The organism is Acidianus brierleyi, assembly GCF_003201835.2.
Lineage (GTDB): Archaea > Thermoproteota > Thermoprotei_A > Sulfolobales > Sulfolobaceae > Aramenus > Aramenus brierleyi.
This window is the reverse complement of the sequence record NZ_CP029289.2, coordinates 2,310,163-2,335,588: the sequence shown is the minus strand read 5'-3', so window position 1 is coordinate 2,335,588 and position 25,426 is coordinate 2,310,163. Positions and strand designations below refer to the sequence as shown.

20 protein-coding genes, 1 pseudogene and 1 CRISPR repeat array (1 of these 22 cut by a window edge) are annotated in these 25,426 nt (G+C 32.3%); of the genes and pseudogenes, 13 read left to right on the top strand and 8 right to left on the bottom strand.

Translation table 11 applies throughout. The annotated features are described in order from the left end of the window. Window positions 1–284: direct repeats of the CRISPR family, unit length 25 nt; unit sequence CTTTCAATTCCTTTTTGGATGAAAC (it extends 3,568 nt beyond the left edge of the window). 1,576 nt (window positions 285–1,860) lie between these two features. From DFR85_RS28695 to DFR85_RS28675, 5 genes and pseudogenes are all read left to right on the top strand, one after another. After that, window positions 1,861–3,288: a TM1812 family CRISPR-associated protein gene (locus DFR85_RS28695; protein ID WP_110271233.1), complete on the top strand. Its 1,428-nt coding sequence runs from the start codon at window positions 1,861–1,863 to the stop codon at window positions 3,286–3,288. Window positions 3,289–3,377: 89 nt separating this feature from the next. Beyond that, window positions 3,378–4,403 (top strand): DNA double-strand break repair nuclease NurA, encoded by a 1,026-nt coding sequence (locus DFR85_RS28690; protein WP_110271232.1) that lies wholly within the window; start codon window positions 3,378–3,380, stop codon window positions 4,401–4,403. Between the two features lie 2 nt (window positions 4,404–4,405). Further along, window positions 4,406–6,019, top strand: coding sequence for an ATP-binding protein (locus DFR85_RS28685; protein WP_110271231.1), 1,614 nt, complete (start codon window positions 4,406–4,408; stop codon window positions 6,017–6,019). A 71-nt stretch (window positions 6,020–6,090) separates the two neighbouring features. Then, window positions 6,091–6,971: pseudogene (locus DFR85_RS28680) on the top strand (transposase). A 217-nt stretch (window positions 6,972–7,188) separates the two neighbouring features. Continuing rightward, window positions 7,189–8,295 carry an MFS transporter gene (locus DFR85_RS28675; RefSeq protein ID WP_110271230.1) on the top strand — a complete coding sequence of 369 codons (1,107 nt, stop codon included), beginning with the start codon at window positions 7,189–7,191 and terminating at the stop codon, window positions 8,293–8,295. 12 nt (window positions 8,296–8,307) lie between these two features. Here DFR85_RS28675 and cobB read toward each other — a convergent pair whose 3' ends face one another. The 3 genes from cobB to DFR85_RS28660 all read right to left on the bottom strand — a co-directional run bounded on the left by cobB (window position 8,308) and on the right by DFR85_RS28660 (window position 14,022). Continuing rightward, entirely contained in the window at window positions 8,308–9,045 is a 738-nt protein-coding gene (cobB, locus tag DFR85_RS28670) for an NAD-dependent protein deacetylase (protein WP_110271229.1), read from the bottom strand. 37 nt (window positions 9,046–9,082) lie between these two features. Continuing rightward, on the bottom strand, window positions 9,083–10,261 hold the full coding sequence (locus tag DFR85_RS28665) for a PIN domain-containing protein (RefSeq protein WP_162582818.1): 1,179 nt from the start codon (window positions 10,259–10,261) through the stop codon (window positions 9,083–9,085). Window positions 10,262–10,800: 539 nt separating this feature from the next. After that, window positions 10,801–14,022 (bottom strand): thermopsin, encoded by a 3,222-nt coding sequence (locus tag DFR85_RS28660; protein ID WP_110271227.1) that lies wholly within the window; start codon window positions 14,020–14,022, stop codon window positions 10,801–10,803. Between the two features lie 362 nt (window positions 14,023–14,384). Between DFR85_RS28660 and DFR85_RS28655 the strand changes: the two genes are divergently transcribed. Both DFR85_RS28655 and DFR85_RS28650 read left to right on the top strand, forming a co-directional pair. Beyond that, window positions 14,385–14,531, top strand: a complete 147-nt coding sequence (locus tag DFR85_RS28655) for a hypothetical protein (RefSeq protein WP_162582816.1) — start codon at window positions 14,385–14,387, stop codon at window positions 14,529–14,531. 519 nt (window positions 14,532–15,050) lie between these two features. Then, on the top strand, window positions 15,051–16,112 hold the full coding sequence (locus DFR85_RS28650) for an IS110 family RNA-guided transposase (protein ID WP_110271225.1): 1,062 nt from the start codon (window positions 15,051–15,053) through the stop codon (window positions 16,110–16,112). 237 nt (window positions 16,113–16,349) lie between these two features. Here the strand turns inward: DFR85_RS28650 and DFR85_RS28645 are convergent, their stop codons facing one another. The 5 genes from DFR85_RS28645 to DFR85_RS28625 all read right to left on the bottom strand — a co-directional run bounded on the left by DFR85_RS28645 (window position 16,350) and on the right by DFR85_RS28625 (window position 20,754). Continuing rightward, a complete protein-coding gene (locus DFR85_RS28645; RefSeq protein ID WP_110271224.1) occupies window positions 16,350–17,165 on the bottom strand; it encodes a DUF8155 domain-containing protein in 816 nt (271 codons plus the stop codon). 10 nt (window positions 17,166–17,175) lie between these two features. Then, a complete protein-coding gene (locus DFR85_RS28640) occupies window positions 17,176–18,219 on the bottom strand; it encodes a radical SAM protein (protein WP_110271223.1) in 1,044 nt (347 codons plus the stop codon). Next, the gene (locus tag DFR85_RS28635; RefSeq protein WP_110271222.1) at window positions 18,216–19,106 is read right to left on the bottom strand and encodes a radical SAM protein; all 891 of its coding nucleotides are present in this window, start codon (window positions 19,104–19,106) and stop codon (window positions 18,216–18,218) included. The genes DFR85_RS28640 and DFR85_RS28635 overlap by 4 nt, the downstream gene beginning before the upstream one ends. Continuing rightward, the gene (locus DFR85_RS28630; protein WP_110271221.1) at window positions 19,103–20,125 is read right to left on the bottom strand and encodes a lipoate--protein ligase; all 1,023 of its coding nucleotides are present in this window, start codon (window positions 20,123–20,125) and stop codon (window positions 19,103–19,105) included. The genes DFR85_RS28635 and DFR85_RS28630 overlap by 4 nt, the downstream gene beginning before the upstream one ends. A gap of 146 nt (window positions 20,126–20,271) precedes the next feature. After that, the gene (locus DFR85_RS28625) at window positions 20,272–20,754 is read right to left on the bottom strand and encodes an HAD family hydrolase (RefSeq protein ID WP_110271220.1); all 483 of its coding nucleotides are present in this window, start codon (window positions 20,752–20,754) and stop codon (window positions 20,272–20,274) included. Window positions 20,755–20,806: 52 nt separating this feature from the next. Here DFR85_RS28625 and DFR85_RS28620 point away from each other — a divergent pair, with 52 nt between their 5' ends. The 6 genes from DFR85_RS28620 to DFR85_RS28595 all read left to right on the top strand — a co-directional run bounded on the left by DFR85_RS28620 (window position 20,807) and on the right by DFR85_RS28595 (window position 24,888). Next, window positions 20,807–21,217, top strand: a complete 411-nt coding sequence (locus tag DFR85_RS28620; protein ID WP_110271219.1) for a glycine cleavage system protein H — start codon at window positions 20,807–20,809, stop codon at window positions 21,215–21,217. A 25-nt stretch (window positions 21,218–21,242) separates the two neighbouring features. Then, entirely contained in the window at window positions 21,243–21,518 is a 276-nt protein-coding gene (locus tag DFR85_RS28615; protein ID WP_110271911.1) for a hypothetical protein, read from the top strand. Between the two features lie 37 nt (window positions 21,519–21,555). Then, window positions 21,556–22,416, top strand: a complete 861-nt coding sequence (locus DFR85_RS28610) for an NAD(P)/FAD-dependent oxidoreductase (protein ID WP_110271218.1) — start codon at window positions 21,556–21,558, stop codon at window positions 22,414–22,416. Window positions 22,417–22,563: 147 nt separating this feature from the next. Then, window positions 22,564–23,874, top strand: a complete 1,311-nt coding sequence (locus DFR85_RS28605) for an ATP-binding protein (protein ID WP_210433915.1) — start codon at window positions 22,564–22,566, stop codon at window positions 23,872–23,874. A gap of 359 nt (window positions 23,875–24,233) precedes the next feature. After that, window positions 24,234–24,503: a VapB-type antitoxin gene (locus DFR85_RS28600; RefSeq protein ID WP_110271217.1), complete on the top strand. Its 270-nt coding sequence runs from the start codon at window positions 24,234–24,236 to the stop codon at window positions 24,501–24,503. Continuing rightward, the gene (locus DFR85_RS28595) at window positions 24,496–24,888 is read left to right on the top strand and encodes a type II toxin-antitoxin system VapC family toxin (protein WP_162582814.1); all 393 of its coding nucleotides are present in this window, start codon (window positions 24,496–24,498) and stop codon (window positions 24,886–24,888) included. Before DFR85_RS28600 ends, DFR85_RS28595 begins: the two co-directional genes overlap by 8 nt. Window positions 24,889–25,426: the final 538 nt, after the last annotated feature.

Below are 25,426 nucleotides of genomic sequence, written 5' to 3'. Positions count from 1 at the left end.
TTCCTTTTTGGATGAAACATGTTACAAAATTATATTATTAGCACAAAGGATGCGGAAAACTTTCAATTCCTTTTTGGATGAAACAATTATACGGTTGTGTTTTGACTTTTATAAGTGAAGATAATCTTTCAATTCCTTTTTGGATGAAACATAGGATAAGGAAGCCCTGTGTATCTGCAGTAAGGCTTCTGCCTTTCAATTCCTTTTTGGATGAAACTCTCTTCATTTGCTATTTTCTCTAGATTTTGTATTTTTTTCTCTTTCAATTCCTTTTTGGATGAAACTGATGGATTTATATTCTGATTTATATATTCTGAACAATAAACTTATAAACTTTTCCTTTATCTCCTTTCTTCTTCATGCGAACTAATTCGTTGTAATGATCTGACGTCGTTCTGTTTGCATGGTCCGCTCGTGAAATTGAATGAATAGACAGCCTTTTAAACGTTCAATCTACACGTCTGATTTCGTCTTGTACGCATTGTAACTCGAACTTTTACGTTTTTAATCTTCATGTTCACCTCCTACCTAGTAATGATAGTATTACAAAATTGTAATCCTACTTTTTTCAACATAACAGATTAATGTTTAATTCTTCTCGTGATGTTCTTATCTTTGCAAGAGTTAAAGGTAAAAAATAAGGGATGAGATGAACATTTTCTATTTTTATCTTTCCTTTTCTTTTTCTCTTTTTATGGTATTCCCTTATTTTTCATTTTTTCTCTTTTTTCTCTCATCTTTATAATGAGAATTGGATAGACTATTGTCTATAAATTTATTGAAAATGATTATCATAAAGTAATTTTTTCTCACCAACTTTTTCTCTCTTTTCATTTTTTCTTTCTGTTTCTTCTTGGAAATTTACTTTCAAGAAATAAAATGATTCTTCTCCCTAAAAAAGTATATAATGATAATTATAAATTGCTGCTTGTATTAGACATTTTATTTGCAATCTCACTATTTTATATTTAAAAATAATATAAATTAAAAATAAAACTTGATTAGAGATTAAGAAGATTTGAAGTTTATCATGAAATCCTTTTTCTTACGTATTAACTTCCTTGGTTTTTATATATTCAAAATTGAACATTAGGTTAAAAACATGAGAAGTTTAGATTAACTTAATACTTACCATTTCAGATTAATTCGTATTTAGAATATATTTATATATTCTTTTATAAAGATGTTAAATAATAGTTGAGAGAGTTATATAATTCTTCGAGTATATTTGAAAATTTAATGAATTTGTGATTTTAAAGATAAATTGATTTTCTCCATGATCACATTATCTTAAAATCTAAAGGTAAAGAACTTCATCAGATTCAAGGGTTCAAAGGAGGCGGAAGACCCCTCCTGACGATAGACCCAAAATCATTTTAAAAATATAAATTCAATATTAAACCTCATATTTTTTCTTCATAAGGAACATATTTCATTATACTCATAATCAGGAGCAGTAAGAATAATGTATTAAATAATTGATACAAATAAAGCAGATTTCATTATTCGTGTCTTTATCATTTTCTAATATTATAATAATATTCCTCAGTTTACTTTCAGAAATATAAAAGATCTAATATAACACTTAAAAATTTCTAAAAAAATATTATAGAGTTAATTATCTAATTTCATTAAATTCACATAAATTACTAATAATAGATAAAAATTATTTTTACTAATAAGATTTTGGGTCTACTAGCAAGGGCATGGTAGTTCACTCATGACCGCTTTGTAGTGTCTAATTTTCCATGAGTCTAATCTGGTTCTTATCCTTATAAAATATTGGTTAATGCAATATTTCTTACATAAGCGTTATAAATGGGCATACATTTTAAAACGTTTTTCGTATAGTTTTAAATCATGTCAAATCTGGATCAAAAATGTTTGATATACATAGCGGGAGATGTCTCAAACTATAGTCCGGTTAAATACAAATTTGCAGATAAAGAAGTAACGTCTTTCTTTTCGGCTCATGCTCTGTCTAAAATATTCGAAGTAGAGAAAATAATAGCATTACTTCCAGATAGTCTAATACAACATGAAAAACGCCCTATGGATATAGAAACCATGAAGAAAGGATACAAGAAGCTTGTTTTGGATAGAACTAATTTTCTCAAAAATAAAGGTGATATAAACGAACAAACTGTATCAGATATTGAATCTTTCATTAGTGATCTTACCATTGAAGTTATACCTAACGTGGGGATAGGCCAGGCAATAAAAGTAGACAAAAACGGAGAAGTATTAAAAACAGAGATTAATGGGAAACAACAACTGCAAAGATCAGCTTATTCCGAATCTAGAAATCCAGTTTTTATCTTTAATGTTATATACACGATCTTCCATGAGAACAAAAGTTACGAAATACTTCTAGATTTAACTCATGGAACTAACGTTTTAACTTCGACGGCCTTAACTACTGGAGCTTTATTTAAAACAAGATTTTTTGCAGCGCCTATAATGGCACCTATCCAAAACGAAGTAAATATTGTAGAGCTTACAGAAATTGTTGAGGCAATGAAGGATTCTTTGATGATAAATTCTTCCATTCAAGAATTGGACGAAAGATATTTTAGAGATTATAGGGATAAATTAAATAGTCCTAATCTTAATCCTAATAATTTTAATGAAGAAAAAACGACTATTAGTAAAATAAAGGGAAAAGATCCTGGCAAAGTAATAGATCTTTTGTGGAACTTAAGAAATGGTTTTACAGTTAGTGCTGTGCATTCGATGTCTGATGTTGAACATTATTCGCAACAACTTGAAACAGACGTAAACGAACTTTCCAATTATTACAGAGAATGGTATAATCATAAAAGTTTGGAAAATATAAAAGAATTGGTAATTTCCAATTTTTATTCAACATTGGAAGTTAGGAATATTCTTATCCCAGGGAATGATATAGATAAGTTACACGAATTGATCTCATTATATATTAAAGCAAAACTTTACGATAAGGCTTTATCCTTAGCTAGAGAATTACCAGTAGCTACATGTCTCGATTCTAACGGTGGAGGAAAATTTGATGATGATAATTGGAAATATAAGTGTTGTGAAGATTTAGTAACGTCTTATCTAAGACAAAAACATGGAGAACTGATAGAAAAAAGAAATTATTTAATGCATGGAGGATTATCCAAGGACATGAAGGTTAATGTAAAAGATGGAAATATAAATGAGGAAAATCCAATAAAAAGAGAAAATATAGAGAAATATATAAAAGAATCTCTAGAAAGCGATTTGGAAGATACAATTAGATATGTAAAGGATAGTTCAGTTTTATAACTTATTTTTAAACTAAATGCCAAATCTCTTACAATACAGTATTATAAACTGAAGGAAAAGTTTTTAAAACATGTTCTATAAATTATTTTATGGAAATTGAGGATGCTATCCTTAGTCTTATGAAGCTTCTTTCGGAGATTTCAATTGATCAGCCTTATCTCGGTACTTCAATTTCTGTGGATTCTTCGGAATCTACTCCTATTTATTATGAAGAAGAAATAGGAAAATGTTCTCCTTTTTCAGATTTTGGGTATTTAGATAGTTCTTCAAGAATTATCAACGTAAAAGGAGCTAATATTTACATTGCTTCTTTATATGCAAACGATTCTGGGAGACATGTTCTTATTCCTTTAGATGCTTCTTTTCCTTTCTTGGCTATAAAAGCAAACGGTACAGTTATACAAAAGGTTAAATCTACTATGAGTGTAGTAAGGACTGAAAACGTTAATGGAGTAGCTTATACTCCGGATTATAAGGATGACAACATTCTTGACGAACTAAGAATTTCGTTAGAAAATTACGCGATTAATAATTCTAATTCTGATGTAATGATAGTTGATGGGCCAATATTCCCTGGGCCTTATATTCAGATGGTAGGGGAACCTTATAAATCGGCATTTGAGAAATTAACGTTGGAAAGGAAGACTGACAAAATTGTTGGAATTGTAAAAAGATTGAATTTTACGAGGAAATTAAGCAGAGAAGAAGAAATTTCAAAGAAATATCCAGATTTAGTTAAATCTGGAGTTACTGATGATGTTTTAGTATTTGAAATGGGGAAGGGGAAAGATCCTTACGTAACTCCAATATATAAGGAGGAAATAGAAATTGGAGGAAAGAAATTTGTTAGATTTATGTCTTACGTTAAAGTTAGGGATAGCGTATTTAGAGTAGAAAGTAAGGATAAGGAACTTTTGTGTAGGGGTGTTGAAACTGCATTATTAAATTCCTCAATAAGAGGTATTCCCACATTTATAGAAGTAGCAGATAAGATTTCTAGAAAATTAAGTGCGTCGACTTTTCTTCTTTCTTTTGTTTATGCTAAAAGTCTTATAGGTGTAAATTATGATGATTGGAATAGGTACAAGGAAGCAACTCAAGATTTGGGTGATTAAACATGATTGAAAGAGAAAACATAAGGGAATTAGTGGAAGAGGCCAAGATGAAAGCAGGAAAGGAAGGTGAAGTAGTAGGCTTAGCTTCCAGGGTTTCTCCAATATCTCACGGTAAGGAAAATAAGGAAATTAAAGCTGAAGTACCTTTTGACGTTTATCTATCCAAAAAATTTCTTATTGGTAGCTATCTAGGAATCTCCCTTCCAGTATCTAAAACTTTAGTTCTAGGAAGAATAACTGAAGTTGAAAGGTCTGATATTCTGGCAGTTTCTAAAATACCTGCTTTGTCTCCTACTGAAGATACTTCCGGAATTACTACTCCGCTTTCCTTAACTATAGAGTTATTATCTGAAGAGGTAGACGGTGAAGTTGTACCACCGTCTTCTCCTATTGATCCTCAGAGTCCTATTTTTGTTCCTAATATACTCTTCGTAAAAAGAATGCTTGGTCTTCCAGACGATGGTATAAGTATTGGAAAAGTTATTGAAGGATACAAGGAAATGGGAATCGAAGTTAAGTTAACTGGAGAGATATTGAGACATCATGTTTTAGTGGTTGGAACTACTGGAGCAGGAAAAACAAATTTACTTAAGGTAATAATGAAAAATGCTCATATTCCTTTGGTTGTTTTTGACATTCAAGGAGATTACGTTAAACCTGCAGCTGAGATAGGAGGTAACATTATAGTTCCAGTTCCAAGGGATTATTCAGGTAAAATTACAAATTTCATTTCTACTTTCCTAGCAAGAAGTAACCTTTCTAACTATAAAATTGATAAAATAGATGGAAATAAAGTTGTACTAAAAAATGGAGAAAAAGAATTAACAATTTATTTAGTTGCTTTTAGATTAAGTAAAACTTATAAGTTAATTCCTGACGTTTCTCCTTTCTTTTCTGCTCAAGGAGCCTCCTTCTTTAAAATAATAACAGAATCTTGCGAAGGAACCATAGACAGTTGGGAGGATGAATGCGTGGAAGTGATGAAAGGAATGCGTTTGCATAGTAGTACTCAAGATAATATAATTAGGTCAGTTACTCTCCTGAAAAACACTGGTATACTGGACGTTAGAATAAGTAATGAAAAAGGGAATAGCTATCTTGATGAACCTGACTACGACGAATTGATTAATGATACTCCAGCGAAATCTGTAGTTGACCTTAGATGGGTTTTGGAAAAGGGTGTATCCACTGCTACAATGACTGCTTTCATTATTGCAGAAAGAATATTCGAACTGATTGATAAAAAATACAAAAATCAGGGTAAGGAGACGCCTTTCTTAATGATATTTGATGAGGCTCACGAATATTTTCCTCAAAGTAAGAGGGGAGATGATGAGAAGGAGGCTTTAGAAAGATTGATAAATAAGATCATGAGATTAGGTAGAGTTAGGGGAATAGGAACAATATTGGCAACACATAGGCCTACGGATTTAAACGATTTAATACTTACTTTAGCAAATACTAAAATTGCGTTAAGGGCAGACGAGGATGCTTTAGAGAAGATAGGTATGGATGAATATGCAAATGTTCTTCAAGCTTCTCCTGCAGGATACGGTGTAATAAGGACATTCTCATTAAAAGTACATGACCTAATATTTAGAGCCTTAAAATTTTAAGAACATTAGTACGTTGTGGATCGCTTCAGAATTATACAAAAATTTTTAAGTAATTATGCAGAGTATTACCCATGGAAAAGAAGAACACTAGGGATTGGAGCAAGTACGATGAGAACGTGGTAACAAGATATAAGCTAATGTTCCCCTTCTACGTCTTCGAACACTGGTGGGAATTACTCCAGGAAGAGAACAGGTACGCTAAGACCAAGTACAAGGCACCAAAGGAGTTCAACGACTTCCTAGCATTCCTACACTTATTCTTACCCTACAGAGCAATAGAAGGAGTACTAAGCGCACTAGCAGAAATGAAGATAATCCCAACAAGCCTAGATTATTCAACAATATGGGAAAGGGTAAGAAACATGAATATTAATTTCCCTGAAGCGAGTGACGAACTTGAAGTAGATGACGGTACTGGAATAAGCACAACAAGAGGAGGACAATACGTAGTAGCAAAGTGGGGCAAAAGGAGGGATTCAAAATTCCTTAAGATTGAAGTAGTTATGGAGAAGGACGAGTTCAAGATAGTAAGCGCTGAGGTGACGAGTAACGAGGCTGAATCTGCAGCTAATACCGTGAAGGATTTGGAGGAGCGAGGTAAGGAAGTTAAGAGGTTCTAGGTAAGGCTTACGATGGCGAGATTTATAATCTTGGTGTTGATGTGGCCGTTCCTCCTAGGAAGAACGCTTTAGGTGTGGTCATCCTGCTAGGAGAAGGAATGTTCGTGAGTTCTTGAGATTGGGTTATGAGGGTTGGCGGGATGAGAAGGGTTATGGTAATAGGTGGTTGGTTGAATCCTTGTTCTCTGTTGTTAAGCATTTGGTGAGTCTGTTAGGGCTACAAGTTTTGCTGGTCAAGTTGTTGAGGCTAAGCTAGTTTGGCTTATGCTTGGATGATGTACATGGCTAACCTCGTTGTTGGTCGAGCTAAGGGCTTTGAGGTCAAGAAGTAGTATAGTAAATTATTTAGGAGAGATATTATTTTCTATAGAAACATATTTTTACTGTATCATTCTATTGAAATATATTGAACTAACCCACAAAGCACTTCTTTACCTTTATAGCATAAAGAAAAGACTTTAAGAATACAAAAATGGCTAATTTCTATAATTTAATGGAATAGTAGATATTCTACATTCGCTTAAAATCTAGTTTTTACTTTTCTACCCTATGAAGAATTTACTTTTGGGAGGCTTACTTTTAACAGTTTCCCAGTGGTACGCCTTTTTTCTCATTTCTCAAATTTCATTATTCATCTTTCCAATTGTGTTTGGTGTAATAATTTTCATTCTGGGTTTTATAGGAAGAGTAAGCGGAAGTATACTTTTTGGATATATTGGAGATAAGATTAGTAGAAAAACTGTATTGTTCTTAACTGCGTTAATATTGGTAATTTCGTCAATCTTGATAATACTGTTGTATAATTATTATACTATAGTGTTATTTAGGTTTCTACAAGGTCTAAGTTTAGGCGGAGAGTGGGGAGGGGCTAGTACAATAATAGTTGAGGCATATAATACTTCAAAGTTTAGAGGATTTATGGCAAGTATAATTCAATTAGCAGTTCCGATATCAGTAATTTTGTCGTCTTTTTCAATTTTTCTTCTTTCCGTTTTCTCGTACTTAGGAGGATGGAGATTTTCATTAATATTTATTATAATAATTTCTTTAATTTCATTTTATTTGATTAAGGACCTAAAGAACGTAAAAGTAGAAAATAGATCAAAACTGCCTATTTTTGATGCTCTCAAGAACGATTGGAGAAATATTCTTAAAGCAATAGGAATAAAAATGAGTGAAAGTGCAAATTTTTATATATTTACTTCTTATGTGTTTGCAAAATCTATTTCAACTAACGTTGTATCTATGATTGTTATAGTTTCAATTTCGGTGCAGTTGTTATTAATGCCAATGTTCGGCTATTTAAGTGATGTAATAGGACGACGTATGGTAATATTAAATGGAACAATGTTAATGATTTTGGGAGCCTCCCTTTTTCCTTTAAAATTCATATTAGGTGAATTAACGCTTTCAGTATCTGATGCGGCATTATACGCTCCACAATCTTCTTTATTTACTGAATTATTCGATAAAAAATATCGCATTACTGCATCCAACTTTTCTTACCAGTTAGCAAGTATAATGGGTGGATCAATCGCTCCAACTATTTTGAGAATAACTAATTATCAAATATTGATAGTAGTCTTGCCTTATATTATTATAACTTTAATATGTTTAGCTTTAGTTGCTGAAACAAAAGGTAAGAGAATTGCCTAAAAATAATTAATCTTATAAAATTCTTTTTATTTCGTCTAAAACACAAGGTAGAAATTCTTCTATTGGATCTCTGATAATCTCGTCGGCAATATTATCTAAAGGAGTTTCTTCCATGTTCACTATAATTAATTTTCCATTATGATGTTTTACAATTTCCGGAATTAAATTTGCTGGATATACTGTTAATGAAGAGCCTATAGAAATTATAAGATCGGCTTCAAAAGCTATTTCTCTAGCGTACTCAAAGTCTTTTACAGGCTCTCCAAAAAGAACTACGTCTGGCCTAATTATTCCTCCACAGTCACATTTTGGAGGTAATTCTCCTTTATCTATTTTACTTAAAACTTCTGAGGAAGGATAGGATCTATAACATGAAGAGCAATAAGATCTTTGCATTGTGCCGTGAATCTCAATAACGTTTTTTGACCCAGCCTTTTGATGTAAACCATCTATGTTTTGAGTTATTACAGCTTTTATTAATCCCATTTTTTCTAATTCTGCTAATGCGTAATGTGCTTTATTAGGTTCAGCGTTAAATAAGCCTCTCATTCTCATAGAATAAAATTCCCAAAAGCCTTTAGGATCCTTCTCCAAATATTCTATTGATGCTAAATCTGGAGAATATTTTTTCCAAATTCCTTGAGGTCCCCTAAAATCTGGAATCCCTGATGCAGTACTTATTCCCGCACCGGTGAACGCTATAGCATAAGAAGAGGAAGCAATTAATTCTGCAACTTTTCTACATTCCATGAAAAATCCTTTTTCTTTAAGTATTAATATGTTTTCTTCAAGGTTTTGATCTTACAAAATCCTGTATGTTCTTTATTACTTCTGCGTAATTGAAACCTTCCACACTTTTAACCATAGAATGTCCTTCTGAAGGACTACCGTCACTTATAGTAATAACTTCCTCATCTTTTATTGAAAGTCTAACCTTAGAAAATACAGAAAGGCAATGAATATAGCTTCCCATTTTAATTTTATCAGGGTTTGGCCTTAAGTTTTTAAGTAAAATTGTATTAATACCTCTAGTTTTAGCTTTTTCAGATTCTAATCTATCCTGAGTAACAAACCATATATTTCCGTTCTCCTTCATTTTTTCTTTTACTTCGCTCAAAATTCCTTCATCTCCACCTTTATTTACGTTTGAAGGAGGAGGATTATGTAAAAATCTATAGGACGAGAGTCCTAGTAAAAACATTTTAGTCTTATCGTCGGGTCTTGATCCTGTTGAATTATATTCTAACTCGTCGTATACTTTCCTTAAAGGAATAACGTTTGATCCATATTTCTTTAACCTATATCCGAGATATATGAACGCGTTAGTATCAAAAGTTATTTTATCCCCTTGAGCTATCTTATCCCTTATTACATTCTCCTCATCAAACTCTAAAATTCCGGATCTCATCTTACATAGCTTTTCAATTTCCTCGTCACTCTCACTTTCAATGTCCACTTTTCCGTTTAAACTCAGTATATTATAAAGGGAAGTTAGACCTTCAATGTCCAGTTCTGCTCTTCCTCCATTAACTGTTTTTAAAGGTTTTAAGTTAAGTTGAGCTTTTGTTATTATATTATATACTTTTAATTCACTAAAAGGTACCCAGCCAAATATTCTGTATCCCTTCTCCTCTTCTTTCAAATATACATACCTTATTTCTTTAGATTTAGAATAAATGGAAGATAAAGCCATTATTTTTCTTCCTGGAGTTATGTCTAAAATATCTGGAGAATATTTTTCCATAAATTCTATCCATTTTTCGAACTCTTCTCCTACTATCTTATTCTGTATTTCTGCGTTAATACCCAAAATTTTTAAGGCTTTTTTTAAGGGAGTGAAGTCTACATTAGATGAATCTTGAGACAATATACTTATTTTATCTGGAAATATCCCAGTAAAAATTTCTGTAAATATTGCGTTTGTCGTAGTAACGAGCTTGTTTGAACCTAATACTCCAAGTTCCATAATATACATTATAGGAGATCATTATTAAAAGATAAAGAAAGTAAACTTTCAGTATTTGGGAGTACTAATGCTTTGTGAATTGTTGAATTTTCTCACGCCTTGAGCTCTCTAGATCAAGACAAATACTAAATTAAACGTTTGATTAAAGGTAAGTTAACGTTAACCTTGAGAAAAATTGAAATAACCAACAAAGTATTTTCATATGATATAGGATTGGGTATATCATTTGAAAAATAATATTAATATATGTGATAAAATATAATTTTATTCATATTTATTGTTTAATAAATTTTTCTTAATATGCTTAATAACATATATAAGAAATTATTTCTTTGTATATAAAAATATTGCATTTAGTTAAATTTATATTTATAAATATATTTTCGATCTATCAGTAATGGCGTAGCGATTCACTTTAGCTAATATTTTACTCTTATATTAGATATGCATTGACTTCTTTTACGGCAATTTCGTATTCCTTTTTATCAGACGTTGCTAACTTAAGATTTTTGATTTAGCTAAGGTAATAAAAAATCACTTTACTTCTTAGTTTTCTTTCTCATTACTATGAAGAGAAGGGCTACAATTATGGCAGCACTTGCAGCAGTAAAGATACTGCCTACAACCACGTAATTAGGAGTTTCTACTAGATTCTCTTGTATAGGACCATTAACAGTTATTGGCGATCCGGGTAATACGTCATAGGTTCCTTTGAATTCTCCATTATCATAAAATGGTACTGAAGCATTAAGGTATATTTTGGATCCTGCATTGTACCAATTTAATATTCCATTTATTTTTACAGAGTATTGCTTTTGTGCTCCAATAGTAAATGTTAGAGGTTTAGTTAAGGTCACAGATTGCGGAGTTATGTTAGTTATTACATACCTTTCTTCACTATTCACATAATAAGTATAATTCTCTATGTTTATTATTGAATTCTTATTAATCCATGAAGAGTTTAGATATGTTAAACTACCATTTATTGTAGCTTTAACTGGGATTTGAGAATTAACTTTTATGAGGAATTGGACAATAATGCTAGCGCTTACGTTAGTTGGAGAGTTTACTATAAATGAAGAAGGAGATATTGAAGTTATAACTTCCCTCTCACCTAAAGAAGGATAATAAGTCAAATTCTCGATCGCTATTTTAGTACCTTGATTATACCAGTTAGACATTAAGCTTGTATTGTAATTGTTTATTATTGCATATAATGGAACTTGAGACGATATAGTTATGTAATACTGTTTTAATGTTTTTACTGAAATAGTTGAAGGCTTATCAACAATAAGGCTAGACGGTGAAATATTCGTAATAACGTATCTTTCATAGATTGATGGATAATAAGTCAAATTCTCCACTTTTATGACAGAGTTAGCATTATACCATCCAGATTTTAGCGTAACATTTGTGTTATTAAGCAATGCATAGAGTGGAATAGGAGAATTAACATTAACATGGAACTGTGTAATGACGTTAACGTTAATTTTTGTTGAAGAGTTTACTGTAAATGAAGAAGGAGATATTGAAGTTATAACTTCCCTCTCACCTAAAGAAGGATAATAAGTCAAATTTTCCACTTTTACAGAAGTTCCTTGAATATACCAGTTAGAAACTAATGTAGAATTTGTTCCGTTTATTATAGCATAAATACTTATAGGGGAATTAACGTTTACGTAGTACTCATTATAATAATATATATTAATTGTACCAGGCGAAGCGACTATTCCAGAATAGGAGAAAGCAATCCATCTTTCTTGAGAATTTGAACCTGACAATATACTTTGATAACTATATGGAGAATCATAATCTACCCATACGGTATTGGGCGTAGTTTGAATCATGTGCCCAAAATAATTATACGTTATTATAGGTAATTCATAACCTTGTCCTCCTTGAACTTCGTAATTAAATGACACTAGGAATTGCTCAAAATATACAATGTTTATAGATTCTTGGCCATAAATTGTCCCAGAAGTTAAATTATCAGTAGTCCACCTTATGCCATTTTGTAAACCTATAGTATTTTGCACAGAATATTTAGTCCCAGAAGGTAATTTGAGAACTGTTGATGATATGGCTAAGGATATTATACTCCCGTTGGGAAAATCTAAAGTTAATTGTGGAGATTCAGGTAAAGGCTGTCCTATTACCGAATAAGAGAATGATACAGTATAAAGTGGTTGTCCAACATAAAGTGTAATGTAAACTGTTTTATAAAATCCTGTAAATAATGAGGCGTTAATAATTATTGTATATACGCCTTGAGATATATTAGAAGCGTACAAAGTTAGGACGTCAGTACCTTGACCATCAACGTAAATTGGATTTTGAATGTTGTAAGAAATGCCCTCAGGTACTATAACGTTTAAGTTCACGTCACCATAGGCATTTAAATTGATAGTTACAGATGTTGAAGATCCCTCATCCAAAGTTGTTGAAGTAACGGTAAAAACGTTAAATTGTGTAACTCCAGTTCTTGCACTACCGTAAGGAGCGTTTACGTTTGCCTCTCCTACTAATTGATTATTCTGATTATAAACCAAGACTGCATAATCCATAGAGACGAGTGTTAATTCTACTGTATCATTGTAGAATGGAATTTCGTATTCAACATATGCTGAAGAATATGGATAACTGGAATTATAAACTACTATATATCCATTGTCAATCCCGGTATTTACAATTAAGGTAGATACTGAATTTTGATTCCATAATGGACCTAAACTACCTTGACCGGTATGTAATCCTGCTATAAGATATCCTCTAAGTACAAAATAATATGAACTGTCTATAACGTTATTAGAAGTCTCTGCTGTGTCTGAACCGAAGTTGTATGCGTTCCTTATTCCTTGAAAATTATGTCCATTCCAATATTCCAAACTCATCTCTACATTAGAACTATAAATGTATGCACATGATCCATCTCCTGGTCCTACCATGTCTAATTCGGCATCATAAAAATTACCAGAAGGAGTATACTGGTACCCATCAATTAGAAAATAAACATTATTAGTATTGCTTACATTAGTTACTCTAACTACGTCATAGTTTACCCAACCAAACCCATCATTATACCAGAAATAAATAACCGGTTGACCTAAGGAATTTGTGCTCACGTTAACTAAAAGATATATTGTTGTAGGAAGGGTTAATGTTGTAGGACTTCCAGGGTAATTCCACGCAACATAAGCATAGTATGTTTGGGAATTGTATAAGTATATATTTCCATTTCCTACTAAATTTGTTACATTAGCTTTGTATGCTGAAAAATTCCATATATTATTTTCAAAGTACATAAAATCATTTGAAGAATTAAAGAACGCTACGTCTTGAACCCATAGGGCATAGTTATATCCATTATAGTTATAATTAAGAACCACATTTAACTGAAATGATACCTCGTGATTATTTAATGTGCTTTCATCGCTTAACTCATTAAGGTAGATCTTTCCTAAAAACTGAGTCGTACTTCTAACGAATGGACCATTAGGTCCTATTCCATAATCCGCTATTCCCATAGGAGCTGGTTCCGAACTGTAGGCAGCATATACGTTTACTCCTTCTGGTTCAAATTTATTGGATAAGGAAATATTTCCTTTAGCTGGAGGTAAATATTCATGGAGGTTTGTCGATAATTTATTTGTATAGTTCTGAATATTTGACACTGAATATGATGAAGAGTTATAGTACGAATATGGTATCATAATATTTATAACAAATAATATTAAAAATCCTAAGATTACAATTCTTTTCATAGACCTTCTACAACGTTCTTGTATATAAATATTACCTTATTATTTTTTTATAGAAAATTCCCTTCAATTTATCTATGAGCGTGAACTACCACGCCCTAACGGGCGTGGCTTCCTGCTTCAAAGCCGAGGCTTGCCAAAGGTAGAGGTCTCAGCTCCACAGGCACTAAGGGTCGTTCCGACCCCGAGCACTAATGTGAACCCACAGTATCCCAATATGGGACTGTTGAATGGAGCAGAGGCGTACCACATGGACCCTCGCTTTAACCAAGGCGTCTCAGTGACGCTTACTCCGTCAGTGACTGCCATTAATAGAATATTTGAAAAATACGTATTTAAATGTAACTACAAAGGGGGCTCCTACGGTGATTTTCACGAACAACACTCCTAAACAAGAAGACAAGCATTACAAGAGTGAGACTAAGAAGACTAGGTATAGGGGAGGAGGTGGTGAAGGCCCCCAAGTTGACCCCAATCAAGTAGTTCCTTCGGCTCTTCAAGCCATCGCCTAACCATGTTAGAGGCAAAGCATGTGGAGCCTCCTACGGCGATTTTCACGAACAACACTCCTAAACAAGAAGACAAGCCTTACAAGAGTAAAACTTTTATAAAGAGAACAAGAAAATAACACAAGCCGAAAGTGGGCATGGGGATAAAACCCCATGTGGGAGGCTGGCTATACGTCCCCCGCGATCTAACATGTGGGACAATATCCCGAGTAGGAGCGTGCAAAAATTTAAGGGGACGTTCTCATACTTACTCTACACTATCTCCTAACAAAATTAACAATACAACGCGTATTATAGAAAAATTCAAGAATCAGAAAAAGAGTATTACACATACAAAGTGAAGGTCCTCAAGTTAACCTCTATCGAGTGGTTTCCTCGGCTCTTCAAGCTATCGCCTAGCCATGTTAGAGGCGAAGCATGTGGAGCCTATCCATCTCCACCCTTACGGATGGAGTCTTCCGCCCCCTTTGAACCTATATAGATTAATTAGTTGGGGAGAGTAATACTCTCCAACTGGGAAACATGGTCGACCCTTTGACTGAAGCAAAGTCTTCGAACGGGGGCGTGACAAACCCCTACCATCGGACTGAACATTGTGATAATATGCACGGATATAGGTGTGATAAAGAGGTAGGGATCCTAGGAATAGACATATCAAAAGATCATCTAGTATCGAGTGAGGGGAGGGTCTACGAGAACAACAAGAAGGGTTATGAAGAAATACTAAAAGTGAAACTAAACACAATAGTGGTCGAACCGACAGGAGCATACTCAATAAAACCATGTCAATACTTCAAGGAAAAAGGGATCAAGATACTACAAGTAAGCCCAAATATACTATGGAAGGAGAAGGACTTGAGAGGAAAGAAAACAGATTTTTACGACGCACAAAAACTAATAAACATGGCAAACAAGGCAAAGGAGTACAACTACAACCCATTGAAAGAACTAGTAACACTATATATCTTCCTAAAAGACCTTGAAGTAAAGTACAAGAACAGGGTAAAAAGAGCACTATTCCTAGTCAGTGACGAGGAAAAAATAAGCAAGGAAATGCTTGAAGAATTCTCTAAAGGAAACTTCAAAATACAATTATACAACTTAGAGTACACAAAGATCGTACTTGAAGAAATCGAAGTATTATCTAAAGCACTACTGGAAACAAGCGAGAAAATAAAAGAAGTAGAGAAAATGATACAATTACAGTCTGAAAATCACGTTCTATTAACTATACCGGGAATAGGAAAACTTTCTTCGGGAATAATAATAGGCATTGTTGGAGACATTAAACGCTTTCCTAACCCTGAGTCCTTCGTAGCCTACTGTGGTTTAGACCCAATAGTTGAGAGGAGCGGTAAAGCTACTGTAAGTAAGGGAATATCGAAGAAGGGTAATAAGTACTTGCGCAGCTTGTTCTACTTCCTCGCTGAGATGAATTACTCTCGTAATCCTACATTACTAGAATTTTACGAGAACCATAAGGAAAAGTTGAAGGGAAAGAAGTTGTACACTGCTTTAGCCAGGAAATTGGCTAGAATAGTTTGGAGTGTTTGGTATAATAATAAGCCTTATGAGCCTAAGTGATCCTCCCCAAATCGCCACGTGGATTGAAAGGTACACGTGGCAATCTTAGTTGACATTATGCTTGAAGTTCAACCGAAATATTTATTACTGAACGCCCCCTTGTTAAGATAAATAATGAAAATACAATTTCAATAAACGCTGTTTTAATAGAGTTTACAAGATTTCCTTTAGTCTATCTTATGCAAGTGTAAAGTAAATAATTTTTATTCTTAATCTTCAAAATCATATGGAAAATTTTTACCATAATGTAAAAGAACGTGTCCACATACTAGAAATCGTTTTCCAAACGTCTATTTCATCGCCTATTGATAAGTTAGTTTTAAAGAAAAATCTAATTAAGGGAAATCCTTTATAGGAAAGTATTGCCTCAAATAAAGGCCCTATAAATATTGGACTGCCCTCTAGTACTTTAAATGTGGATTCGTATTCCCAATTTCTAATTAAACCTTTTTTTATTTCAAAAAGAGTAAGATTTCTTCTCCTTTTCGCTATATGGAAAATAGTGTTCCCAATTTTTACATGACTTACCTCTTTCCCTATTATTCCTCCGTAACCAGAATAAGGTAAACTTGCATTTAACAAACCACCACAACATCCCAATCCTCTTAGATTTCCAGCAGAGGAATACGTTTTTAATTTTACGTCAAAATAACTTTCATATACATTCACGATTACACCTATGCCTCTCTCGTCGTAATTAGTTATCTTAGGAAAACTTATCTTAATTCCCTCAATATGCGCATGTAAAAAATCTCCTCCAGTATATGGATTTTCAAGAAATTTTCCTATTATCTCTCCTTTGTTAATCTTATCTCCTTCATTCAAGAAAGGTTCAACGTGAAGTATTTTTATTATCTTATTCTTAACTTTTGCCAATATAAGATAATCATAATTGACTTTTGAAAACTTGTTCGGTCTACCTACAAAAAATTTTTCTATATGAAAAATTTCTCCATCAAAAGGAGAATAAAAATATTCCCTACAGGATGAAATATCCAGTGCTTTTATCCTGACATGAGATGGAAATCCGCTTGAAAAATAGCTAACTAACATATCTTACATCTTAATTTAAGAATCTCTTAGCTAAGTTATCTATTTCTGCTGCTCTTATAGACGATATAACTTGATTTTTAGTAGGATACCATGGAATATTTTTCAGTCTACTGCCAGGTTTTTCATTAGAATATGGCCTATTACACCCTGGGCAACCGCTAGTCATAAACGCTGGAGCTAATTCCTCTAAACTAATATCTGCAGGAATATCAATATCTATTATTCTTCCTTTTTCATCAAATTTGAATGAATTAATATCCACTATGTCATTTTCTATTAACCATCTTGCGATCTGTGTTCTTCTATAGACGTTAAGAGGTACTGGTTTTTTATTTCCTAAAGGAGTACCATATTCTGGATAAAATGCGAATAAACTTATTTTAGCTCCCCTATTATGAGCATATTGCATTAATTCTACTGCTTCTTTTTCGGTTTCTCCTAAACCTATTATAAGATGTATTCCAGCGTTCATTTTTCCAAAAACTTCCACTGCTTCGTCTATAGCCTGAATATATCTATCCCAACTATGCATGCTTCTGACAGTCTTTCCTCTTACTGCATCAAATACTCTTTTACTAGCTGCGTCTATAGCTACGTCTATCATATCTGCGCCGGCATTTCTCATCTCTATCATGTGTTTTTTAAATGTATATGTAGCAGTTACAAGTTCAGAAATTTGCAACTCTATTCCGTGCTCTCTTATTCTTCTTGTTATTTCAATTGCGTCTGGGGATGCTCTGGGATGAGCTAATTGTCCAACACATATTCTTTGTAAACCATATTCTGGATTTCCTTCTCTTTCCTTTATTCTGGAAAGTACATCGTCAAGCTTTCTTAATGGCCATTCAACTCTTATTAATGTCTTACATTCTGGCCCTTTTGCTACTTCTCTAGCTTGTCCACAATATATGCAGTTTGCTTTACATCCGTCTGGATAATATTGTAGAAGATTTATAGTTGTATTCAATGCTCCTTTCAAAAATTGTCCGGGGCTGAACCCTAATACCATATCTGCCCCGAAACTTAGTCTTACCCAGTCTGGACTACTTATCATATGGACACCCGTGATAGGAAGTCATAAACTATATTTCCACAACAAGCATTACTCAGAATTATTTCTCTTCTTTCTCTAGCATAATCTATGGTTTCTTCTTCCGGAAATGCTATTCCATCAATATCGTAATCTATAGCAAACTTTTCTACATCAAGGTATTTATTCCCTCTAGGTCTAGCACAGCCTAACATTATTGGAACATCAAAGGAATTACGAGCTAATTTTAGAGCATCAATAATATGAGAGGGCGACGGTGGATTTATCTTTGAAAAGGATGTGCCTATTAAAGGCATAAGTCCAACAATTATTACTGCATCAGGATTAACTTCTTTCAGTAATTCTATTGCCCTTAGATCTCCTTCTTTTCCTTTTATACTGAGGCCCATTATAACATGCGGTACAATTTTTATTCCTTGTTTCTTGAGATGTTTAAAAGAGTTAAGATAGTCTTCTACAGAAAAAGGTTGATTCAGTACTTCTTTAATAGTTTCGTCATCTCCTACCATGTCTAAAAGGGCTATCTTTACTCCAGAATCCTTAAATTTTTTTGCAATTTCGTCATTTTTTACAACACCAGTATGCGCAATTATTGTAGCCTTAGATGATCTAAGTATGTCAGTGTATTTCCATATAGGTACGTCGCCACGCACAGTAGATCCTCCAGAAATTATTACTCCTCCCAATTTTTCTGCTTCTTTGATTTCTTTTTCGAATTTTTCTCTATTCGATCCGTCTATCATTCCTTCTAAAATTCTCTTTTCACAATGTTTGCAATTGAATGCACAGTATCTACCAGTTACAGAAATAGATCTCCATCCCTCTTTTGAATTAAGATATGAGGTTTCGTATCTTTTTAATGCTGGCGCGTAAAAGTAGACTGGTTTCATTTTAATGCCTCCTCTATAACTTTAATTAGATCTTGAGAAGAAATTCCAATAATTTTTACTTCTTTATACCAATCATTAATTTCTTTTTCAATATCTTCTACCTTAGACCATTTTAATCTGGCTTCAAGATCATAGATAGCTCTCCTAGGTTCTACAAAGAAATCTCCAGTTATTAGAACAGACTCTATAATTTTACCTCTTAGCTTAATCTGAACTTTTATTAGACCTCCAGGAAACTTAGCTTCTGCGTATTTTATATCTCCAGTTAATGAAGGTCTAGTATTATAAATCCATTCAGGAGAAGAGTATTTAAGATATAGAGATTCTATTTCCTCTACTTCCTTTTGAGTGTAATTACCGTCTACAAGTTTTACATTTAATTCTTTTTCAAAAGATTCTCTTGAAATATTAATTAATTGAGACATATCTATTGGATTTGATTCCCTATTAATCCACGTTACTCTATCTCTATAGTCTTTAATTATTTTATCTCTCATTTTTTCTGAACTGAGTTTTAGAGTTGAGACCATATCATCAACGTTGAAATCTAGGAGTATAGTTCCAGTAGCACAAATGTAATTTCCTATAGAAAATGCTCCCATTCCAGAGATTTTTCTTCCATTTACTTCCACATCGTTCTTAGGCCTATAATTGGCATTAATACCAAGTTTTTTTAGAGTTGAAATAACTCCACGTGCTCCAATCTTTATTGATTCTTCCACACTCCCTAAGAGGGAAGAATTTGCGTAAATTTCCCAGCCTAATTGATTGGGACCCATAATTATTGTGCCTCCTCCAGTAGGTCTTCTACCTATTTCCCAACCCTTCCTTTTAACCTCGTCTAAATTGACTTCCTGTTCAACGGATTGATGATATCCTACGAGAACTGCTGTAGGATCAAATATAACGAATCTAAGAACTGGAGATTCTCCAGAGAATACGGAATCTAGTAGAGCCTCCTCACCTGCTAACAATCTAGCTTGAGGTCCCCTTTCTATCATAAATCTAAAACTTTGCATTAAAAGAAAATGAAGTTAATAAAGTATATAAAAATTTCTATGCATTATTATACTAAGAAAAAGGAATTAAGTGAAAAATTTTAAGATATAATAACTTGATTATTAATAACCTTATAAAAAAGGACTAATGTTATTAAAAAATGAAATTAAACTAATTTTAGTCTTCTCATGGATAGATAAAGCTCTTCAAGGTTTCTATTCATTAGGTAAGGAGAGTATTTTGAGCAATCAATCTGTCTATTTACACAGAGTACCTTTACTCTAGAGTCATAAAATCTAGCTGAAAGTAAATCTAGAGGTGAAGAACCTATAACAACAACGTCTAAAGGATTTAACGTAAATGAAGAAAATAACTGTACCATTGGATCCTTATCTGGTTTTGTTTTCCCTTTATTGTAGATAAAAGGTTCTGTTATATTAGCTATGTTTAGAATTTCTTTTGTTAAAGTCTCATTATACGGTGATAAAATGATTATTTTCCCCTTAAGCTTATTGTAAAATTCGTTCCAATCATAGTTAATTTTCATAGTGTAAGGAATTTCTATTGGCTTTCCTTTATACAATTCGTAAAGCCTATCTGTAATATTTATGTCTAAAATAACACCGTCTAGCCATACAGCGTATTTCATGGCTTAATTTTCAAAATTAAGATTTTTAAGTTTTAAGATTATCTTTTATTTTATGAATATATCTGGTTTCGAATTTCCCGAAGATTTGTTATATGACGATGAAAAACACGTATGGGTAAAGAAGGAGGGAGAAGAAATAAAGGTAGGAATAACGTCTCTTGGTCAGTATATGGCCGGCAAAATATTTCAAGTATCTACTAAAGAAGAGGGAGAAGATGTAACTCCTAGGAGTAATATATTTTCTGTAGAAAGCGCAAAATGGATAGGAAAATTCAGATTACCTATAAAAGGAAAAATAGTTGGAATAAATAAGGAAGTCATAGATAATCCTGGTCTTATTAATGAAAAACCTTATGAAGCATGGATAGTAAAAATAAAAGTTGAAAAATTCACTGAAAATCTAAAGACATTAGACGAAGTTATTGATAAATTTAAGGCTGAGGCCGAAAAAGTTGCAAGATAAGGAGATTGTACTGAGAGCAGTAGAAATGATAGGGAAATGGGATGTAATGATTGCAGGGATAAAAGATAAAGAGCTCTTAATAGTCAAGAGAGGGCAATGCCCAGACGAAATAGAAATTGACGGAAAACAATATAGTATAAGACATTATGAGCCTGAGAAATATATAGATATAGCAGTAAATAACGAAGAAGAATTTAGGAAATATAAAACTATATATTTTGTAAAGACCTATATGAGAAAATTACTCGATAGATTAGCATCTGAAGAAGTTAGCAGAATTTCTAATGATAATCCTTCATAGTTAAGTAAAAATATTATTCTAATCATTTTTTAGTCTAATGAAAATTGGAATTGTAGGCGCGGGGCCTGCAGGACTTACTCTAGCTAAATATTTAGACGCAGACGTCTATGAGAGAGAAAAAGAACTAGCAGTAAAACCATGCAGTTGGGTTGTACTTTCCACGGACGAAATAAAATTAAGAAGAGATGAAATTCTTTTTAAGATAAGGAAATATAGGATATATCTTGATTACAAATTAATCCATGAAGTTAATTCTAATGAACCTTTTGCTTATATTATAGATAAGAAGAAGTTCTTAGAAAGGTTGTCTGACGGAGTTAATGTCATGTTTAATTCATATGCTATTATTCATAAAAATAAGATAATTGTTAATGGAAAGGAAATTACATATGATAGAATAATAGACGCTAGAGGATATCAAGCTTTACCTCCTTCCTTTACAGTTCCTGCAATACAGTACGATACCGATTTTAAAACAGAAGAAGATACACTAAATTCATATTTCTTTTCAGATTTTGTAGGATACGGATGGATATTTCCTGGAAAATATGGCGCAAAAATAGGGATAGGAGGAGATACAAGTTTCAATGTACTCCTTGATAGACTTAATTATCTTTTAAAAGGTAAAAAATTAAATTATGGAGTAGCAAGAATTTCAATCTCAGGATTAAAACCTTATACAAGAAGGGTTGGAGAATCTGCGGGAGCGGTTTTTCCTATAACTGGAGAAGGAATTAGAGCGTCTATAATTCATGCTAGACTTATAGGTAAACATCGCAAAATAACTTCAAGCAGACTTTATAAAATTATTTCAATTCAGACAAATATAATAAATAATGCAAAAAGGAGCAAGAAGCCAGGAGAAGAGATTTCAAGGATTTTTTTAGGTAAAAAGTAATTGTTTAGTTTAATTGGTTTTTCTTAGTCAAACTTTATGTTAAACCATTAAAAAGGCGGTAATCTTGTTATATAATTGACAAGATTAATGTCAAACTTGTCAGTATATTAGCAAATCTTAAATAAAACTTGTCAGTATATTAGCAAGATGTCACTTATTGCTCAAATGAATTTTCAGAATCCTTGGTGGATAGATAAAAATAGAATTTATGATGATGAACAAATAAAGAAAGTTTTATCCCTAAATCCAAGATTCATAATATCTCCTTTAAATGACAATTTACTTATAATAGGACCTAGACAAGTTGGGAAAACTACATTCATAAAGACTACAATAATGAATATTATAGAGAAAAATACTGAACCTACTAAAATACTCTTTTTTTCATGTGATTCTTTAAAAGATAAAGATGATTTAATATCATTACTTTCTCAATACAGATCTTTAATTAATCCAGATAACGGTTTCGTTTTTCTAGACGAAATAACTTTTGTAAAAGATTGGAATATTGGGCTACTCCACTTATTTAATGGTGGATATTTTAAAAATTCCATGGTTTACGTGAGCGGATCCACTTCGGTTTCTTTGAAGAAAGAGACATTACCTGGAAGACCGTTAAATAAAGTTATATTATATCCATTAAATTTCAGAATGTTTTTCGATATATATTTCAAAAAACTTAATGTGAATACTTCATCTATCCTGGATGTAAAAAAATTTTATAATGACGCAATAAAGTTGGTTCCATATCTTGCAGAACTAAATAGAGCGTTATTAGAATATCTAAAGAGAGGAGGATTTTTTGCAACAAACTACATTAAAGGAGATCCTTTGGCTTCGTTTTATGAAACCTATAAGGATGCAATACTAAGCGATCTAGCAAAACTTAGAAAGGAAGAAAGAATATTTAGGGAAATAATTGAAAAAATAATCGATTCTTATGGTTCTAGAATATCGGAAAATACTATAGCTAAAGAAACATCAATAGGTTCTCATAATACTGTGTCTACATATCTTGATTTAGCTGAAAATCTTTTTATCTTAAGAATTTTTAGAAAAATGGAAGGAAATAAGATAAACAATAAATCATTTAAGAAGATATATTTCATAGATCCATTTATTTATAGAGTTATGAAGAGATATACAAAAGGTCTAGGTACTTTAGAAGAGAAAGAAATCCCTCACATTATAGAAGGTATAGTAGGAGAGCATTTAGCCAGAGAGTATGAAAGAGTTGGCTATACGTTTTTTAAAGGAGGAAAAGAAATAGATTTTATTGTAGAAAATTTAGGAGTAGAAGTAAAATGGGGAAGAGGCGATTTTAGAGATTTAAAAATAGATAAGGGATATATACTTACCTTAGACGATATAGGAATTAATGGAGAAAAGGCTATATTGCCTGTGTCAATATTTCTTTATTTATTATCATCAAGTAAGATATTCTATACTAAGATATAATGTGTAAATTTTATAAATAATTCGCATAAAGTTAAAAATAGTTGAGAAAAAATTTGACTTTAATTAGATTCCATATTTAAAATATAATTTAGTTTCAAAAAAGTTATACATCTTTTCAAACATACATCTGAGTTTATAATGGTCATATTAATGAAGAATTGCTAACTGAGCCAGGTTTTGAAAGTTACTGTATTAGACTAAAAACTTATTTAAAACACTAATGACTTCATTCAACTTCTTGTAAAAATTTAAATTTATATCTAAGGTCATAGTTATCTTGCCTTTAGGAACGAAGCTAAAAATTGAGTGGTAACTAAACGTGGGAAAATCTTATTAAATTATTGCATAACATTTTGTATATGATAGGAAAAATTTTCGTACGAAAAGCAGATGAGAAAGGCAGAGTGATAATGACAGAATACAAAAGAAAAGACGTTTACATAGTTGATCTGGGTTCTGGTTACTTTATAACTGATAAAAAGGATATTGCAGAAAAAGTTTCAGAAAATTCGGCTAATGTTTTTAGTAATGAATTTTTAAGATTAGTAGAAGAAATTGGAATTTCAGAAAATGATATTAATGATATTCTTGAAAAGGAAATAACAAAAAAGGTACATAAAATTGAGTGAAGAAAAATACTTAATTGATACTGATATTCTATTTTCCAAAAAATACGTAAAATTTAGAGGAAAGGGAATCATTACTATTATTACATTATACGAACTTATTACTATAGTCAGAAGTAGATATTTAGATATGCTGAAAAGGGGGTATAAAAATAGGGCAGAAGGATATTTGAGATTTTTAAATATAATACTAAACGATATTAAAAATTCTGTTATAGGAATTACTGAATTTGATATATTAAATTCTATCAACATTATTTTTGAAAGAGAACTTAGTGTAGGCGATGCAATAAACGTGACTATTGCTAAAAGAAGCGGAATGACAATTGTAAGTAACGATAAGGACTATGAAAGAGTTAAAGATTTAGTTAATGTGATAAGAACGTAAATCTTTTTGAATTTTTAACTTATTTAATGAATGTCCATCCTATTATATTATTAAGAATTAAATAAAAATAATATATCTACTCACTTTAAAAATAGTTTCTTTACATTGTTATATTATTAAAATTGTTCATAATCTAAACCTACTAGAGTTATCTCAAGATACCAACTATGACAATAGGAGGTATTTATTATTGCCTTATAGCAGTCATCTTTAGCTAAGTTTTCATTTGTATATAATTCCCTCTTTTTAAGATATTAGATCTGCTAGTTTTCCATCTCTGACTATACAATATAGTGAACTACTCCTACGGCGATTTTCACGAACAACACTCCTAAACAAGAAGACAAGCTTTACAAGGGTGAGACTAAGAAGACTAGGTATAGGGGAGGAGGTGGTGAAGGCCCTCAAGTTGACCCCAATCAAGTAGTTCCTTCGGCTCTTCAAGCCATCGCCTAGCCATGTTAGAGGCAAAGCATATGGAGCCTATCCATCTCCACGGATGGAGTCTTCCGTCCCCTTTGAACACCTGAATCTGATA